The organism is Streptomyces sp. HNM0575 (assembly GCF_012726265.1).
Taxonomy (GTDB): Bacteria; Actinomycetota; Actinomycetes; order Streptomycetales; family Streptomycetaceae; genus Streptomyces.
Genome location: NZ_JAASAG010000008.1, coordinates 81233 through 99378, shown reverse-complemented (window position 1 = coordinate 99378; position 18146 = coordinate 81233). Strand labels below are relative to the sequence as shown.

Genomic DNA, 18146 nt, shown 5'->3' with positions numbered 1-18146 from the left:
TCCCGGCGACTATGCATCGCGGAGTGACGCCCGTCACTGTTCCGTGCATTACGTGCACGGAAATTCCACCAGGCAGACTGGCCGCATGCGCACTCCCCGTACACCGCGGCCTCCCCGCAGCCTGGCCGGCCAGCTCTTCGCGATGCAGGTCGTGCTGGTGGCGGCGGTGGTGGCCGGGTGCGCGGTCTTCGCCTACGTGACGGACCGTATGCAGGCGGAGGAGTCGGCGCGGCACCGCTCGTCGGCGACGGCCGGCGCGATCGCCCGCTCCCCGTCCGTACGGGAGGCGATCCGCGGGCCCCGGCCGAGCGAGCAGCTGCAACCGTACGCGGAGAAGGTCCGCCACGACACGGGCGTCACCTTCATCACCATCATGAACACCGAGGGCATCCGCTGGACCCACCCGAACCCGCGGCGGATCGGCGGGCGCTTCGTCGGGCACATAGGTCAGGCGGTCGAGGGCCGCGCCTTCTGCGAGACGTACACGGGGACGCTCGGCCCCTCGGTGCGCGTCGTGACGCCGATATGGGACCACGGGCGAGTGGTGGGCCTGGTCAGCGCGGGCATCGCCGTGGACACGATCACGGAGGAGCTGCGCCGCCAGGTGATGCTCCTGGTGGGGGTGGCGGGCGGCGCGCTCGCGCTCGGCGGCATCGGCACGTACGTGATCAACGCACGGCTGCGGCGGCATACGCACGGCATGAACGCGGCCGAGCTGAGCCGCATGCACGACTACCACCAGGCGACGCTGCACGCGGTACGCGAGGGGCTGCTGATGCTGGACGGACAGAAGCGGGTGGCCCTCGTCAACGACGGTGCCCGCGAACTGCTGGGGCTGCCGGGCGGCCGCGCCGAAGGACACGGGGGCGACGGGCCCAGGGGCGACGAGCCCGATGACGACGGACCCGGGGTGCTGGGCCGGAGCGTGGCCGAGCTGGGCCTGCCGCGGACGCTGACGGGTGCGCTGCTGGCCTCCGAGCCCCGCGTCGACGAGGTGCATCTCACCGACGACCGCGTGATCGTCGTCAACACCTCCCCCGTGGACGGCGGTGAGCAGCGCGGCACCGTGGTGACCCTGCGGGACCACACCGAACTCCAGTCGCTCACCGGGGAGTTGGACTCGGTACGCGGCTTCGCGGAGGCCCTGCGCTCACAGGCGCACGAGTCCGCGAACCGGCTCCACACCGTCATCTCCCTGATCGAACTCGGCCGCACGGACGAGGCCGTGGAGTTCGCCACCGAGGAGCTGGAACTCGCACAGGCCCTCACCGACGAGGTCGTCGCGGCCGTGGCCGAGCCGGTGCTGGCCGCGCTGCTGCTGGGAAAGGCGGCACAGGCCAACGAGCGGGGCGTGGAGCTCTCGCTGACCCCCGACAGCCACATCGACGACGGGCTGCTGCCGCCGAGCCTCCCGCACCGCGACGTGATCACGGTGCTGGGCAATCTGATCGACAACGCCGTGGACGCGGCGGCCGACTCGGGCAAGGAGCACGGCACTTCGCGCGTGGGCGTGAGCGTACGCGGCGAACGGGACGCCGACGGCGGCACGTCGGCGCTGCTGCTGACGGTCACCGACACCGGCCCGGGCATACGGCCGGAGGAGGCCGAGTCGGTCTTCGAGCGCGGCTGGTCCACCAAGTCCCGGGCGGAGCACGGTGTTCGGGAAGACACGGACGGCAGCGAGCCGGATGGGACGACCGGCGGTCAGGCCGGCGTGGAGACCGGCGCGGAGACCGGCGCCGGAACCACTGCCGGAGCCCACAGCGGCCACGGCCACGGTACGGGCCACGGCCACGACCCCGGTACCGGCAACGACCCCGGCAACGGCAACGGCCACCGCGACCCCACGGGCGGAGCCCACGGCGGCAGCCGCGGCCTCGGACTCGCCCTCGTGCGCCAGGCGGTCCGGCGGCACGGCGGCACGGTGGTGGTGGGCCGGGCACCGCAGGGCGGCGCGGAGTTCGCGGTGCGGCTGCCGCTCCCGGGAGGACAGCGGTGAGCGGCGACGGCGGCGGCCCCACGGAGACCGCGGACATCCGGGTGCTCGTCGTCGAGGACGACCCGGTGACGGCCGACGCGCACGCGCTGTACGTGACGCGGGTCCCCGGCTTCGCCGTCGCGGGCGTCGCGCACTCGCGCGCCGAGGCGCTTCGCGTGCTGGAGCGCACGGCGGTCGACCTGATCCTCCTGGATCTTTATCTGCCGGACGGTCACGGGCTGGCGCTGCTGCGCTCGTTGCGCGCCGCCGGCCGTACGACGGACGTCTTCGCGGTGACCTCCGCGCGCGATCTGACCGTCATCAGGGAGGGCGTCTCGCTCGGCGTCGTACAGCATGTGCTGAAGCCGTTCACCTTTCCGACGCTGCGTGAACGGCTGTGCCGCTACGCCGAGTTCCGCACCACGACGGCGAACGCGCAGGGTGTGGCGGGCAGTCAGGCCGAGGTGGACAGGGCGCTGTCGGGCCTGCGCTCCGCTCCCCGTACGAACGCTCTGCCCAAGGGACTCAGCCCGGCGACGCTGGAGGCCGTGACGGGAGCGCTCCGAGAGGCGGGCGAGGCGGGGCTGTCGGCGAGCGCCGCGGCCGGGGCGCTGGGCGTCAACAGGATCACCGCACGGCGGTACTTGGAGCATCTGGTGGCGGACGGCAGCGCCGCGTGCAGCCCGCAGTACGGGCAGGTGGGGCGTCCGGAGCTGCGCTACCGCTGGCGCGGCTGACGGGCCGGAACGCGAGGGCCGCGCCACGGATCCCGGCCCCGTTCCCCGCTCCCCCGATGCATGGGCTCCAAATCGACTGGAACCTTTCCTTACTTTTCTATTGTCTGGACCAAAGCGGGCGCGCTAGCGTGCGGCTCCGCACCACGCTCCCGGGACGGCGGCAGGCCGTCCCCGGACCATTCGTGCATCCCGAATCCCAATCCCGATTCCCCCATCCACGACGGGAGTTCGACGTGGCCCCCCACCTCACGCCGCGCAGACGCATCGCGCTCGCGCTCGCCGCGGCCATCACCGGCTCGGCGGCCCTCGCGGTCAGCGCGTACGCCACCGCGGAGAAGAGCGACGACGGCGCCAAGGCGAAGGCAGCCGCTCCGAGCGGGCTCAACGGCCCGTACCTCTACCTCGGTTGGGGCGACCCGCCGAAGGCGGCCGACGTACTGAAGGAGTCCGGCCTCACCCAGCTCACCATGGCCTTCGTCCTCTCCGACGGTGGCTGTTCGCCCGCCTGGGACGGCAGCAGGCCGCTGGAGGGCGGCCAGGACGCGGAGACCATCAAGTCCGTGCAGGACGCGGGCGGCGACGTCACGCCCTCGATCGGCGGCTGGAGCGGCAACAAGCTCGGCGAAGCGTGCTCCAGCGCCGAGGAGTTGGCCGGCGCCTACCAGAAGGTCATCGACGCGTACGGGCTGAAGTCGATCGACGTGGACATCGAGTCCACCGAGTTCGAGAACGCGGAGAGCCGCCAGCGCGTCATCGACGCCCTGAAGATCGTGAAGGAGAAGAGCGCCGACACCAAGGTGTATCTGACCTTCGGCACGGCCACGAACGGCCCCAACGACAACGGCAAGGACCTCATCAAGAAGGGCGCCGACGCCAAGCTCGACGTCGACGGCTGGACGGTCATGCCGTTCGACTTCGGCGACGGCACCACCGACATGGCGGCGGCCACAAAGTCCGCCGTGGACGGACTGGCCAAGACGGTCGGCGAGGCGTACGGCATCTCCACCGACGACGCCTACCGCAAGGTCGGCTTCTCCTCGATGAACGGAAAGACGGACCAGGAAGGCGAGTCGGTCTCGCCGGCCGACTTCAAGGCGATGGTCGACTACGCCAAGGAACACCACCTGGCGCGGGCGAGCTTCTGGTCCGTCAACCGCGACCGTCCGTGCAGCGGCGGCGGCGCCGACTCGTGCGGCGGCATCGACCAGGAGCCCTGGGAGTTCTCCAAGATCCTTGCCGGCTACACGGGTTGAGGACGAGCCGGAGGACGCCGGGGTGACGGCCTCGGCGTCCACGGTCCGGGTGCGCCGAACACGGCCCGTACGACGTTGATAACAACGTTGTCACGGTGTTGAACTGCGCGTCTGCACGGCCATTGACCTGGACACGGCGGACCGGGAGATTGTACGGACAAAGCCGTCCCACGCGGCCTGCGGCCCCCTCGGCGCCCCGGCCGTGGCCCGAGGAGGTCATGCCCGTGAAGCCCGTGACGCTCAGACTCCGCAGCAGCAGCCCGATGGTCCTCGGCATCGCCGCCGTCCTCGCCGCAGGCACTCTCACCGCCTGCGGCGGGGGCGCCGGCAGCGATCCGGACACCATCAAGATCGCCTTCCCGAAGGACACGGACAACAAGGTCACCGTCCGGGACAACTACGTCAAAGACATGGCCGAGGAGTTCGAGAAGGAGCACAAGGGCAAGAAGGTCGAGATCATCCCGATCCAGGCCTCCGCCCAGGACTACGTCACCAAGCTCCAGCAGATGATGCGCTCCCCGAAGACCGCGCCGGACCTGGTCTACGAGGACACCTTCCTCATCAACTCCGACATCAAGAGCGGCTACCTCCGCCCGCTGGACGACTACACCGGCAAGTGGGACGACTGGAAGCAGTTCGACTCCACGGCCAGGTCGGCCGCCAAGGGGCAGGACGGAAAGATCTACGGGATCCTCGACGGCACGGACACCCGCGCCCTGTGGTTCAACAAGAAGATCTTCAAGAAGGCCGGACTGCCCGAGGACTGGAAGCCCAAGACCTGGGACGACGTGCTCGAAGCCGCCCGTACGGTCAAGAAGAAGGCGCCGGACAAGATCCCGCTGAACGTCTTCACGGGCAAGGGGGTCAGCGAGGCCGCCGCCATGCAGGGCTTCGAGATGCTGCTCTACGGCACCGGCAAGGACCCGCTGTACGACGAGAGCTCGAAGAAGTGGGTCAAGGGCAGCAAGGGGTTCAAGGACAGCCTGAACTTCGTCAAGACCGTCTACGGCGAGGGCCTCGGTCCGGAGGTCGACCAGGCGCTGAGCCCCACCATGCAGACCAAGGTGGTCACCGACCTGCTGCCCAAGCAGAAGCTCGCCATAGCCCTCGACGGCTCCTGGCTCGGACAGCAGTGGCTGAAGACGGGCGGCAGCCCGTGGCCCGGTTGGGACGAGACGATGGGGATGGCCCCGATGCCGACCCAGAACGGTGAGGCGCCCGGCGAGGTGAGCATGTCCGGCGGCTGGACCTGGTCGATTCCTCAGAAGTCGAAGAACCCCGAGCTGGCCTGGCAGATGATCGAGCACATGCAGAGCAAGAAGAACGCCGTCGAGTGGTGTGTGCGCGGTGCCCAGATCGCCGTACGCGACGACGTCGCCGCCGACCCGAAGTACCTGAACTCGATGCCGGGCATCAAGTTCTTCACCAAGCGGGTCGAGCACACCCAGTACCGTCCCACGCTGCCCGTCTACCCCCAGGTCTCCACCGCCATCCAGGAGGCCATGGAGGGCGTGACCACCGGGGACGCGTCGGTCGGCGAGGCGGCGAAGTCCTATGACGAGCAGCTCGAGTCGATCACCGACGGAGCGGTCGTCAAGAAGTGAGCACCACCGACCTCGCCGCTGTCGGCAACAAGGTCCCGGGGCGGGGCGGAGCGCCCCGGGACCAGCGGCCCGTACAGCGGAAGAACACGTGGCGCTGGCTGCCCATCGCCCCCGCGACCGTCCTGCTGCTGCTCTTCCTCGCCGGGCCCATCGCCTACTGCGTGTACATCGCCTTCACGGACATGCAGTTGACGGGACAGGCGTCGGCGTCCTTCGTCGGCTTCGACAACTTCAAGAAGGCCTTCGCGGACGAGAACTTCCGCAACTCCGTCCTCCTCACGCTGGTCTTCACGCTCATCTCCTCCATCCTCGGCCAGAACACGCTCGGTCTGACGCTGGCCTCGCTGATGGCACGCTCGACGAGGTTCATCCGGTCGGTGACGGGGTCCGTCGTGATCTGCGCCTGGGTGCTCCCGGAGATCGTGGCCGGCTTCCTGCTCTACACCTTCTTCAGCAAGGAGGGCACGCTCAACGAGATCCTGGCGTTCCTCCATCTGCCGTCCCAGAACTGGCTGTTCACCCTGCCCATCATCGCCGTCTCGTTCGCCAACGTCTGGCGGGGCACGGCGTTCTCGATGCTGGTGTACTCGGCGGCGCTCTCGGAGATCCCGAAGGAGGTCACCGAGTCCGCGGAGGTCGACGGCGCCGGATCGTGGCAGCGGCTGTGGCACATCACGCTGCCGATGATCCGCCGCTCCATCGGCACCAACCTGATGCTCAACACCCTCCAGACGCTCTCCGTCTTCGGGCTGATCTGGGCCATGACGCGCGGCGGTCCCGGCAACCGCAGCCAGACCCTGCCGATCTTCATGTACGACCAGGCGTTCAACAAGTCGCTCATCGGCTACGGCACCGCGGTGGCGCTGCTGCTGCTGGTGGTCGGCGCGCTCTTCTCGCTCGTCTATCTGCGCCTGATGCGCGAGGAGGTCTGAGACCGCATGGCAGCCATCTCCGAAACCCCCGCCGCCACGAAGGCCGCGGCCTCGGCCGGCCCGGCGGCCCGGCGGCGCTCCCCTCGCCCAGGGGCGGCACTCAGCCGCGGCACCCGGCAGCGGCTGGCCGCCGATCTCGGACTGCTCGTCCTCCTGGGGGCGTTCGTACTCCCGCTGATATGGCTCGTCTTCGCCTCGGTCGACACCGACCCGTCGATGAAGGTCGCACCGCCGTCGGGCCTCACGACGGAGAACTTCTCCAACGTGCTGACCGACGAGATCACCTTCACGCCGATGCTCAACAGCCTCGTGCTGTGCGGCAGCGCGACCCTGATGACGGTGACCGCGGCGGCGCTGGCCGCCTATCCGCTCTCCCGCTACAGGGCACGCTTCTCGCGCCCGTACCTGCTGACCATCCTCTTCAGCACGTGCCTGCCGATCACGGCCGTCATGGTGCCGGTCTACGGGCTCTTCGTGCAGGTCAACCTGATCGACACTATGCACGGCACAATCTTCTTCCTGGCGACGTCCCAACTGCCCTTCGCCGTCTGGCTGATGAAGAACTTCATGGACGGCGTGCCGATCGCGCTGGAGGAGGCGGCCTGGACGGACGGGGCGAGCTGGCTACAGGCCCTTACGAAGGTCATCCTCCCGCTGATGGGCCCGGGCTTCGCCGTCGTGACCGTCTACAGCTTCATCCAGATGTGGGGCAACTTCTTCGTCCCCTTCATGCTGATCATCAGCCCCGATCAACTCCCGGCGTCCGTCAGCATCTTCACCTTCTTCGGCAACCTCGGCTCCATCGCCTTCGGAGAGCTCGCCGCGTTCTCGATCCTCTACTCGACACCGGTGCTGCTGCTCTACATCCTCATCGCCAAGCGGCTGGGCGGCGGCTTCACACTGGGCGGAGCGGTGAAAGGCTAGCGCGCGTTCCCGGGGACGCCGCGCACCCGTGACGCCCCCGGGTCCGTGAACTCGCGGCGGTCACCGGCCGATTCGGCTACCCGGACCGGCCGCCCGCCCCGCCCCTGGCCCCTCCCCCGTCCTCGTGGTGGCGTACCTGCTCGATGACGCGGCGCAGCACCGCGCGTGCCGAGGCGATCTCGTCCTCCGCGACGCCCTCGCCCCACGCCCTGTGCGCCTCCGCGGCGCGTTCGGTGATCCGGCGCAGGGTCCGCCGCCCCGCGGACGTCAGGCCGAGGAGCGGAGAGCCGCGGTGGTCGGGATTGGCCTCGAACGCGGCCAGTCGCTCGCCCACCAGATCGTTGGCGACCCGCTGCACCCCCTGGCGGGAGATGCCCAGGCGCCGGGCAGCCTGCGCCACGGTCAGCGCCCGCTCGGAGACGACACTGAGCAGTTGCCACCGCGCCTGCGTCTGGCCCTCCGCGGCGGCGACGCCCTCGCCGGAGCGCCGCAGCACACCCGCCGCCTCGTAGACGTCCGCGACCAGCAGAGCCATCTCGTCGGCCATCCGCCCTCCAATTGACAACATGTTGTCGTCTCGACTATCTGTTGTCAGTGTAGCCGGGGGACGTCCCGGCTCCCCGCCCCTTCACCGGGGACTACTCACCGGAGACGCCCATGAACGACGCGATCACGAATCTGCGGGCCGCACTGGAACGCGCCGAAGACGTCCGCCCCGCCGTCGGCGGATTCCCCCACCTCGCCGAGACGCTGCGCCAACACGGCGTCACACACTGCCGGATGGCCGTCCCGTCGAACGCGATGCTCTACCTCACCGCGTACGGGCCCGTCGCCGTACAGGGCGGGCCGCTGATCACCGGCATGACCGGCGTCCCGGACTTCGACAGCGGGGCACTCGTCACGGCGCTCCGCTCGGACCAGGCGGGAGAGACGACGTTCCCGGAATTCGTCCGGGGCTGCTGGAGGGCCGGGGTCGTCTGGTACGAGGTCGACCTCCAGGCCCGTACATGCACCTACGTCGGAGCGTCCGGCGACAGCTACCGGGAGGAGTACGCAGCGGTGACCCTCTGAGTCGTGTCCGCCAAGTCCCGTCCGCTGCGCGGGTCCTGGCGTCTCCGCCCGACGCGACGCTCGGAGCGGGCGCCGCGCGCGCAGCGCTCAGTACACCGACTCCGCCTCGTCCATGCGGTCCTGCGGCACACGCTTCAGCTCGGTCACCGCGTTCGCCAGCGGTGTCATGACGATCTCCGTGCCGCGCAGCGCCGTCATCCGGCCGAAGTCGCCGCGGTGCGCCGCCTCCACCGCGTGCCAGCCGAAGCGGGTCGCGAGTACGCGGTCGTACGCCGTGGGGGTGCCGCCGCGCTGGACGTGGCCGAGGATGACGGGCTTGGCCTCCTTGCCCAGGCGGTGCTCCAGCTCGCTCGCGAGCCGGTTGCCGATGCCGACGAAGCGCTCGTGCCCGTACTGGTCGATCACGCCCCGCTCGTACGGCATGGAGCCCTCGGCCGGGACGGCGCCCTCGGCCACACAGATCAGCGCGAACTTCTTGTCGCGCGAGAAGCGCTCCTCGACCATCTTCACCAGGTCCGCGACCTCGAAGGGCCGCTCCGGGATGCAGATTCCGTGCGCGCCCGCGGCCATGCCGGCCTCCAGCGCGATCCACCCCGCGTGCCGTCCCATGACCTCGACGACCATGACGCGCTGATGCGACTCGGCGGTGGTCTTGAGACGGTCCATGGCCTCGGTGGCGACGCCGACCGCGGTGTCGAAGCCGAAGGTGCGGTCGGTCGCGGAGATGTCGTTGTCGATGGTCTTGGGCACGCCCACGACCGGGAGGCCCGCGTCCGCGAGCATCCGGGAAGCGGTCAGGGTGCCCTCGCCACCGATGGGGATCAGGGCGTCCAGGCCGAGGCGCTCGATCAGCTCCTCGGAGTTGTCGCACGCCTCGCGCAGGCGGTCGCGCTCCAGCCGGGCAGACCCCAGGATGGTGCCGCCCCGGGCGAGGATGCCTGCGACGTCGTTGGTGTCGAGCCTGCGGTAGCGCCCGTCGAGCAGACCCGTGAATCCGTCCTCGAAGCCGATCACTTCGTCATGGCGGTCGTGCACGGCCCGGTGGACGACGGAACGGATCACGGCGTTCAGACCGGGGCAGTCGCCACCTGCCGTGAGGACTCCGATGCGCATGGGGGTTGTGTCTCCTGGGTCGGTGAGCGGCCCTGCGGTAGGGGCCGCCGCTGCTGCTGATCCATGGGTCGAGCCGGGAGCGAGTCTTTCATGTGTTGAACACACGTCGCACAGCCCGTCCGCTCCTCGGACCCCGCCGGCCGCTGCGCCGGCTCCCGCTGTCCGCACCGGCGCGGCCGGCCGCCGGTGGCCGCGGGTACGGTCAGGGACATGGGGGACGCCTTCGCACGCACGCCTTCGGGCGGGGAGGCGGGCCCCGGTGACGTCTCGGCCCCGGGTCCCCCGGGCGACAACTATTCCACGCCCGTGGGCCACGGGCGTACGGTCCCCGACGAGAGGAAGAACACCCGTGACCCGCAGCGTGTACGTGACGGGAATCGGCCGCGGCGACGGCCGTCAGGTCGTCGAGCTGGGAGTCATGGAGCTCCTGACCCGCCGGGTCGACCGCGTCGGGGTCTTCCGCCCGCTGGTGCACGACGGCCCCGACCGCCTCCACGAGCTGCTGCGCAGCCGCTACCGCCTCACGCAGCCGACGGAGACCGCCTTCGGCATGACGTACGAGGAGGCGGCGGCGCTCCAGGCGGGACGCGGCGAGGACGAGCTGGTCTCCCGTCTGATCGAGCAGTTCCACGCCGCCGCCGAGGGCTACGACGCCGTGCTCGTGCTCGGCACCGACTACGCGGACACCCAGCTCCCCGCCGAACTCGGCCTGAACGCCCGCCTGGCCAACGAGTTCGGCGCCGCGGTGCTGCCCGTCGTATCCGGCAAGGACCAGGACGCCGGCTCCGTCGCAGCGGAAGTCCACAACGCCCACCACGCCTTCGCCTCGCTCGGCTGCGACGTCGTCGCGACGGTCGCCAACCGCGTGCGCGGCACCGAGCGGGACGAAGCCGCGCGCCTCCTCGAAGGGCGCCTGCCCGAACCCGTCTACGTGCTGCCCGAGGAGCCCGCGCTCTCCGCGCCGACCGTCGCGCAGGTACGGGACCGGCTCGGCGCCGACATGCTGCTCGGCGACCCCGCCGCCCTCGGCCGGGACGTGCGCGACTTCGTCTTCGGCGGCGCCCACCTGCCCGCGTTCCTGCCCGCCCTGACCGAGGGGTGCATGGTGATCACCCCCGGGGACCGTGCCGACCTGGTCGTGGGCGCCCTCGCCTCGCATGCGGCGGGCTCCCCGGCCATCGCGGGCGTACTGCTCACCCTCGGCCAGCTGCCCGGCCCCGAGACCATGGCTCTCGCGGCACGGCTCGCCCCGGGCACGCCCGTACTCGGGGTCTCCGGCAGCTCCTTCCCGACCGCGGCCGAACTGCTCGCGCTGGAGGGCCGGTTGACGGCGGCGACGCCGCGCAAGGCAGAGGTGGCGCTGGGCCTCTTCGAACAGCACGTGGACACCGTGCAGTTGGCGGACCGGCTCGCGGTCGTACGGGGCGAACGCGTCACGCCGATGATGTTCGAGCACCAACTCGTCGAGCGCGCACGCGGACACCGGCGGCACATCGTGCTGCCGGAGGGCACCGAGGAGCGGGTGCTGCGCGCCGCCGAGGTGCTGCTGCGCCGCAACATCTGCGACCTGACGCTGCTCGGCGAGCACACGGCCGTACGGAAGCGCGCGGCGGAGCTCGGCGTCGACCTCACCCTGCTCGCCGAGGACGAACTGCCCTCCACGGCACAGGCGTCCGTGCGCACCGTCGACCCGCAGTCCTCGCCGCTGCGGGAGCGCTTCGCCGAGTCGTACGCCAAGCTGCGCTCCCACAAGGGCGTCACCTTCGAACTCGCCCACGACGTCGTCGCGGACGTCTCCTACTTCGGCACCCTGATGGTGGGCGAGGGCCTGGCCGACGGCATGGTCTCCGGCGCGGCGCACTCCACGGCCGCGACCGTGCGCCCGGCCTTCGAGGTGATCAGGACCAGCCCGGACGCCTCGATCGTCTCCTCCGTCTTCTTCATGTGCCTGGCCGACCGCGTGCTCGTCTACGGGGACTGCGCGGTCAACCCCGACCCGGATGCGGAGCAACTCGCGGACATCGCGGTCCAGTCGGCGACGACGGCCGCACGCTTCGGCGTCGAACCGCGCATCGCGATGCTGTCGTACTCGACGGGCGCCTCCGGCTCGGGCGCGGACGTCGACAAGGTGCGCGAGGCGACGGAGCTGGTGCGCGAGCGCAGGCCGGACCTGCTGGTGGAGGGCCCGATCCAGTACGACGCGGCGGTGGAGCCCTCGGTCGCGGCCACCAAGCTCCCCGGGTCGCAGGTCGCGGGACGGGCGACCGTGCTGATCTTCCCGGACCTCAACACCGGCAACAACACCTACAAGGCGGTGCAGCGCTCGGCGGGCGCGGTCGCCGTCGGCCCGGTCCTCCAGGGCCTGCGCAAACCGGTCAACGACCTCTCACGGGGCGCGCTCGTCTCCGACATCATCAACACGGTCGCGATCACGGCGATCCAGTCCCAACGGGAGGGGCCTTCGGCCCCGGAGTGACGGCCGGCGTAACCGCCGGAGCGAACACGCGACTTGCGGCCCTCCGCGCCCCACCACGCGCCAGCGCGCAAGCGCTGCGCGCGCCGCCCGGCGACCTCGGCACACGCCGCGACGACAAGCGCAACCGGCACCAACCGTCACAACGCACCAGCACCACGCGCGCGCAGGCGACTTGCGGCCTTCCGGGCCCCACCACGCGCCAGCGCGCAAGCGCTGCGCGCGCCGCCCGGCGACCTCGGCACACGCCGCGACGACGAACGCAACCGGCACCAAGTGGGCCAGCGCAGCCAGCAAACCCCGGGCATGGGGCGCCACCACGCGCCGGACATGCCTGCGCGCCAGCGCGACCGCGCACGCCCTGGCGACCGCGGCACAACGCCGCGACGACGAACACAACCGGCGCCGGGCGGTTGGCGCGTCGAGCACGCTGAGGGCACATCCGCGCGGGCGCGGCGCGACGGGGTCGCGACGCGGCAACCCCCAGCACCGCGTTGCGGCAACGAACACGAACACGCCGCGGCGGCCTGCGCGACAGCACGCCGCGACCATGAACCCAGCACGGCGCCACGCGACTTGCACCGCGAGCAAAGCCCGGCACCAACCGTCACAACGCACCAGCACCACGCCCGCGCAAGCGCGGCAACGCGAGGAGCCGCCGACGATACGAACGCGAAAGCGCGGCACAGCGCCGCGACGGCGAACGCAAGAACCACGCCGCGCGGCAAGCGCACCCCGGGGCCCGAGGCGCCGCCACGCGCCGGAGATGCCTGCGCGCAAGCGCGACCGCACACACCCCCGGCGGCCTCGCGCGGCAGCGCGTTGGCGCCCCCGGCGCCGCGACGTCTGCGGCGGCGATATCGTCGTGCGCGCGCCGCCTCGCACATGCGCGCCCGTACGTCCGCGCGTACGCGCGGCACACGCACCACCCCCACCGCACGCCGTCCGCCAGGACACCACCGTCCGCCAAGGACACCGCAGAAAGCCGAGCCGCCCGTGACCGCGTCCTCCGCGTCTCCCCCGACCCCCGGGTCCGCCGCGAACTCCGCGAACTCCGCGACTTCCGCGGACTCCGCGACCCCCACGAACTCCGCGACCCGCGTCCTCGTGCTCAACTCCGGTTCCTCCTCGGTCAAGTACCAGCTGATCGAGATGGCCGACGGCTCGCGGCTGGCCGCGGGCCTCGTGGAGCGGATCGGCGAGAAGGGGTCGCGCCTCGTGTACTCGCACTCTTCCCCCGCCCACGGCGGAGAGACCCCACCCGGCGGGGAGACCCCACCGGCTTCAGGAGATGAACGCCGGGAGCGCGTCGAGGAGTTCGCGGACCACGAGGCCGCGCTGCGGGCGGTCTCGCGGGAACTGGCGGCGGACGGCCACGGCTTGGAGGACCCGCGGCTGGCCGCGATCGGGCACCGCGTGGTCCACGGCGGCCAGACCTTCACCCAGCCGACGCTCGTCGACGACGACGTGATCGCGGAGATCGAGCGTCTGATCCCCGTGGCGCCGCTGCACAACCCCGCGAACCTCGAAGGCATCGTCACCGCCCGCGCCCTCAATCCGCGGCTGCCGCAGGTCGCCGTCTTCGACACGACCTTCCATACGACGATGCCGGAGTACGCCGCCCGGTACGCCATCGACACCGCCACCGCCGATGAGCACCGGGTGCGCCGCTACGGCTTCCACGGCACCTCGCACGCGTACGTCTCCCGGAAGACCGCCGAACTGCTCGGCAAGGACCCCTCCGAGGTCAACGTGATCGTGCTGCACCTCGGCAACGGCGCCTCGGCCTCCGCCGTGCGCGCTGGCCGCTGCGTGGACACCTCGATGGGGCTGACGCCGCTTGAGGGCCTGGTCATGGGTACCCGCTCCGGTGACGTGGACCCTGCCGTGGTCTTCCATCTGGTAAGGGTCGCGGGCATGTCGGTCGACGAGGTCGACGAGCTGCTGAACAAGCGGAGCGGGCTCGTCGGCCTGTGCGGCGACAACGACATGCGGGAGATCCGCCGCCGCATCGACGAAGGGGATGAGGCCGCCGCGCTCGCCTTCGACATCTACATCCACCGCCTCAAGAAGTACATCGGCGCCTACTGCGCGGTGCTGGGCCGCGTGGACGCCGTGGCCTTCACCGCGGGAGTGGGCGAGAACTCCGCTCCGGTACGGCGGGCCGCGCTGGAGGGCCTGGAGGGTTTCGGACTGTCCGTCGACGACGCCCGCAACGAGGCGCCGCGGGCCGGCGAAGGCTCGAAGGAGCCCGCACTGATCTCGCCCGACGGAGCCCCCGTCGCGGTGGCCGTCGTACCGACCGATGAGGAGCTGGAGATCGCCCGGCAGACCTATGCGCTGGTCAGCGAGGCGGGTTCCGCGGCTCGCCGCTGACCCCCCGCAGGCCCCCTCAAGCACTCGTGATCCACTTCACCCCCGATACGTTCCGCGTTTGAACAAACCGTTAGGATCGTCCCCATGCGCCGTTCCAAAATCGTCTGCACCCTCGGCCCGGCCGTCGACTCGTACGAGCAGCTGAAGACGCTGATCGAGGCCGGCATGAACGTGGCCCGCTTCAACATGAGCCACGGCAGCCAGCCCGAGCACCAGGAGCGGTACGACCGTCTCCGCAAGGCCGCCGAGGAGACGGGCCGCGCCGTGGGCGTGCTCGCGGACCTCCAGGGGCCCAAGATCCGTCTGGAGACGTTCGCCGAGGGCCCGGTGGAGCTGGTGCGCGGTGAGGAGTTCATCATCACCACCGAGGACGTCACGGGTGACAAGACGATCTGCGGCACCACCTACAAGGGGCTGCCGGGCGACGTCACCAAGGGCGACTCCGTACTGATCAACGACGGCAACGTCGCCCTCCAGGTGGTCGAGGTGGACGGCGCCCGCGTGCGCACCATCGTGATCGAGGGCGGCGTGATCTCCGATCACAAGGGCATCAACCTGCCGGGTGCGGCGGTCAACGTCCCGGCGCTGTCAGAGAAGGACGTCGAGGACCTGCGCTTCGCGCTCCGCATGGGCTGCGACATGGTGGCGCTGTCCTTCGTGCGGGACGCCTCCGACGTACGGGACGTGCACCGGATCATGGACGAGGTCGGACGCCGCGTCCCGCTGATCGCCAAGGTCGAGAAGCCTCAGGCCGTGGCGAACATGGAGGACGTCGTCATGGCCTTCGACGGCGTGATGGTCGCCCGTGGCGACCTGGCCGTGGAGTACCCGCTGGAGCGGGTGCCGATGGTGCAGAAGCGGCTCATCGAGATGTGCCGGCGGAACGCCAAGCCGGTGATCGTCGCGACGCAGATGATGGAGTCGATGATCACCAACTCCCGTCCCACGCGCGCCGAGGCGTCAGACGTCGCCAACGCGATCCTCGACGGCGCGGACGCCGTGATGCTCTCCGCCGAGTCGTCCGTCGGCCAGTATCCGGTCGAGACGGTCAAGACGATGTCGAAGATCGTGGAGGCCGCCGAGGAGGAGCTGCTCAGCCGCGGGCTCCAGCCGCTCGTGCCGGGCAAGAAGCCCCGTACACAGGGCGGTTCGGTGGCGCGCGCGGCGGCGGAGATGGCGGACTTCCTCGACGGCAAGGCGCTCGTGGCCTTCACCAAGTCCGGGGACACGGCGCGCCGGCTCTCCCGCTACCGCTCCTGCCAGCCCATCCTCGCCTTCACCACCGAGCCCGAGACGCGCAACCAGCTCACCCTGAGCTGGGGCGTGGAGACCTATGTGGTGCCGCACGTCCAGCACACCGACGAGATGGTCGAACTGGTCGACGCGGAGCTGCTGAAGCTCCAGCGCTACGACGCGGGCGACACGATGCTCATCACCGCGGGCTCGCCTCCCGGCGTTCCCGGCACCACCAACATGGTGCGGGTGCACCACCTGGGCGACACCCGGAGCTGACGCCGGCCCCGCCGGCGTTCCCTGCCGGCGGCAGGCGAGCAAGTAGCAGGGCCCGCGGCCTCGTTGAGAGGTCGCGGGCCCTGCTGTATGCGGCTCCCGGCTGAAGTCTGCTGTGGTGGCGCTTCAGTCGTTCTGTTGTGCTGTCGTGCGGTCCTGCTGTCGTGCCCGTTCCGTACGTACGGCCCGTACGGCCGACGCGGTCTGCTCAGTCGATCGTCTGGTGCATTCCGGGAACAGTGAGGTTCCCGCCGAACTGACCGGCCTGCTTGACCTTCACGTTGGTGAAGTACGCCTCCGGGATGTTCAGCGGCGGTGGGTGCTCCGGGTCGAAGGTGATCGGGATCAGGCCGAACAGATTGCCCTTGAGCTCCTCGGTGTACATCGTCACCTTGCCGCCCTTGACCGTGGAGGTGGAGCCCTGGGCAGCGCGCACGTGATAGTTCGTGCCGTCCGGGCCCGTCACGATCTGGTGCAGGTCGCCGATGTCGAGGCTGCTGGCGGTGAACTTGAGGGCCTGCTTCGTCTTTCCGTCCTGAGTACGGATGTTGACGACGCCCTCGTAGTCCAGGCCGTGCAGTCCGAGCGAACTGGCCTCCAGCCGCCACGCTTCGTTGGGCAGGGTGTTCGGGGTCTGCTCGTCCTTGCCGGCGGACTTCTTCTCCTCGACGCAGGGGAAGTCCTTGCCGTCCTTGCGGGCGGTGTCCTTCCCTGCCTCGTCGTCGCCGCCCGCCGAAGGCAGCTTGTCCTTGGCACCCTTGCCGACGTCCTCGACACCCTTGCCGAGCTTGTCGGTGGTGTCCTTGAGGCCGTCGCCGACCTTGCCGACGGCGTCCTCGACGGGCTTGTCCGACTTGGAGGCCGAAGAACCGGACGACCCGGAGCCGGAGTCGGAAGAAGCCTTCTCCTCTTCCTTCTTCTTCTCCTCGGCCGCCTTCTCCTTCTTCTCCTTCGGGGTCAGGACGTCGCCGATCGCGTCGCCGATGCCGCCCAGCAGGCCGCCGTCGTCGTCGCCGTCGTCCTCATCGGGGTCGGACGGCGACGGGCTCGGCGACGGGTCCCCGGAACCGCCGCTGCCGCCGCTGTCACCGGACGGTGAGGGGCTCGGGTCGGGCTTGGAGGAGTCCGAGCCGGAACCGGGCTTGGAGTCGGAGCCGTCCTTGCCGGCTTCTTCCCGCTGCTTCTCCCTCTCCTTCTCCGCCTTCTCCTTGGCCTTCTCGAGCCTTTCCTTCGCGGCCTTGTCCTGGTTCTCGTCCTTGTCGGGCTGAGACACACAGGCGCCGCCCTTGAAGGGGTTCTTGGGCAGCGGCTTGGCGCTGGCCAGCTGGGGCGTCAGCCCCATCCCCATCAAGACCGCGGACGGCATAGCCGCGATGGCTATCGCCTTGCCCGCGGGAACATGCAGACGGTTCAGCAGCGGCTTCCTCGGCGCCGCGTGCCGCGGTCCGATTCTTCCCCGGCCGGCGTCGGACGCTTCTTGCGCCGACGGCACCGCCTCCTCATGAACCTCGTCACCCGGCACGGTGCCTCCCGTTCCCGTGGTTCGCATCGGCGGCTCCGGTCGACGAAGCCGTTCCAAAGACTGAAAGGTCGTCCTGGGCCGTGCCCGTCAGACGTCCGGTGTCCGCGCCCTTGTCCTTGTCCGCGCCGGTGGGCGACGAGGAGTACGTCGGACTCGAAGGCGCCCTGCGGGCAGGCGCGTCGTCGGCGTCCAGAGGCTCGTCGTCTTCGGCCTCACGCTTGGCGAGGGGCTTTCCCGGCCCCCAGGAGACACCGAGGGCACCGCCGATCAGACCCAGCAGGAATCCGATGACATAGCCGCCGAAGTTCGAGACGACCAGGGCGACAAGGGACAGCAGAATCGCCGCGATACCGGCAAAGACCCGAGAGTGCGGCTGGAACCACATCGTCAACCCGAGTACGACGAGCAGAACGCCGATGATCAGCGAGCCTGCGCCCGCCGTCGTCGACATCCGGATCGTCAAGGACCCCAACGTGAGGTTGTGATACGGGATGTACGCGATCGGAAATCCGGCGAGAAGCGTCAGCAGTCCGCCCCAGAACGGGCGCTGTCCGCGCCAGTCCCGGAAGGAACTGCGCTTCTGGCCGAATCCGGTCGTCAGCCTTTGTCGCGTCTCGGCGCTCATGTCGTACAGCTCCTCGGGACTGGCAAAAA

At 70.3% G+C, this 18146-nt stretch carries 14 protein-coding genes; 10 read left to right on the top strand and 4 right to left on the bottom strand.

All coding sequences use genetic code 11. The features are described from left to right. Nucleotides 1-85 precede the first annotated feature (85 nt). From HCC61_RS19820 to HCC61_RS19795, 6 genes are all read left to right on the top strand, one after another. On the top strand, nucleotides 86-1999 hold the full coding sequence (locus HCC61_RS19820; RefSeq protein ID WP_169137183.1) for a sensor histidine kinase: 1914 nt from the start codon (nucleotides 86-88) through the stop codon (nucleotides 1997-1999). Beyond that, nucleotides 1996-2715 (top strand): response regulator, encoded by a 720-nt coding sequence (locus tag HCC61_RS19815; protein ID WP_169137181.1) that lies wholly within the window; start codon nucleotides 1996-1998, stop codon nucleotides 2713-2715. The genes HCC61_RS19820 and HCC61_RS19815 overlap by 4 nt, the downstream gene beginning before the upstream one ends. Nucleotides 2716-2948: 233 nt before the next feature. Further along, a complete protein-coding gene (locus tag HCC61_RS19810; RefSeq protein ID WP_346777289.1) occupies nucleotides 2949-3968 on the top strand; it encodes a chitinase in 1020 nt (339 codons plus the stop codon). A gap of 218 nt (nucleotides 3969-4186) precedes the next feature. Further along, nucleotides 4187-5572, top strand: a complete 1386-nt coding sequence (locus HCC61_RS19805) for an extracellular solute-binding protein (RefSeq protein WP_169137177.1) — start codon at nucleotides 4187-4189, stop codon at nucleotides 5570-5572. A gap of 98 nt (nucleotides 5573-5670) precedes the next feature. Next, entirely contained in the window at nucleotides 5671-6504 is an 834-nt protein-coding gene (locus HCC61_RS19800; RefSeq protein WP_206322768.1) for a sugar ABC transporter permease, read from the top strand. Between the two features lie 6 nt (nucleotides 6505-6510). Beyond that, on the top strand, nucleotides 6511-7428 hold the full coding sequence (locus HCC61_RS19795) for a carbohydrate ABC transporter permease (RefSeq protein WP_169137173.1): 918 nt from the start codon (nucleotides 6511-6513) through the stop codon (nucleotides 7426-7428). Between the two features lie 76 nt (nucleotides 7429-7504). On the opposite strand, the gene HCC61_RS19790 is transcribed toward HCC61_RS19795, so the two are convergent. Next, nucleotides 7505-7975, bottom strand: coding sequence for a MarR family transcriptional regulator (locus HCC61_RS19790; protein ID WP_169137171.1), 471 nt, complete (start codon nucleotides 7973-7975; stop codon nucleotides 7505-7507). Nucleotides 7976-8085: 110 nt separating this feature from the next. Between HCC61_RS19790 and HCC61_RS19785 the strand changes: the two genes are divergently transcribed. Beyond that, a complete protein-coding gene (locus tag HCC61_RS19785) occupies nucleotides 8086-8499 on the top strand; it encodes a DUF1398 family protein (RefSeq protein ID WP_169137169.1) in 414 nt (137 codons plus the stop codon). Nucleotides 8500-8586: 87 nt separating this feature from the next. On the opposite strand, the gene HCC61_RS19780 is transcribed toward HCC61_RS19785, so the two are convergent. Next, entirely contained in the window at nucleotides 8587-9612 is a 1026-nt protein-coding gene (locus HCC61_RS19780) for an ATP-dependent 6-phosphofructokinase (RefSeq protein WP_169137168.1), read from the bottom strand. Between the two features lie 349 nt (nucleotides 9613-9961). Between HCC61_RS19780 and pta the strand changes: the two genes are divergently transcribed. From pta to pyk, 3 genes are all read left to right on the top strand, one after another. Beyond that, nucleotides 9962-12088 carry a phosphate acetyltransferase gene (gene pta / locus HCC61_RS19775; protein WP_169137167.1) on the top strand — a complete coding sequence of 709 codons (2127 nt, stop codon included), beginning with the start codon at nucleotides 9962-9964 and terminating at the stop codon, nucleotides 12086-12088. Between the two features lie 993 nt (nucleotides 12089-13081). Then, nucleotides 13082-14461 (top strand): acetate kinase, encoded by a 1380-nt coding sequence (locus HCC61_RS19770; RefSeq protein ID WP_346777288.1) that lies wholly within the window; start codon nucleotides 13082-13084, stop codon nucleotides 14459-14461. Between the two features lie 84 nt (nucleotides 14462-14545). Then, nucleotides 14546-15973 carry a pyruvate kinase gene (gene pyk / locus HCC61_RS19765; protein WP_169137166.1) on the top strand — a complete coding sequence of 476 codons (1428 nt, stop codon included), beginning with the start codon at nucleotides 14546-14548 and terminating at the stop codon, nucleotides 15971-15973. Between the two features lie 205 nt (nucleotides 15974-16178). Here the strand turns inward: pyk and HCC61_RS19760 are convergent, their stop codons facing one another. Next, a complete protein-coding gene (locus HCC61_RS19760) occupies nucleotides 16179-17336 on the bottom strand; it encodes a hypothetical protein (protein WP_240969131.1) in 1158 nt (385 codons plus the stop codon). A gap of 145 nt (nucleotides 17337-17481) precedes the next feature. Then, complete coding sequence (locus tag HCC61_RS19755; protein WP_169137165.1) at nucleotides 17482-18117, bottom strand: DUF6114 domain-containing protein; 636 nt, start codon at nucleotides 18115-18117, stop codon at nucleotides 17482-17484. Nucleotides 18118-18146: the final 29 nt, after the last annotated feature.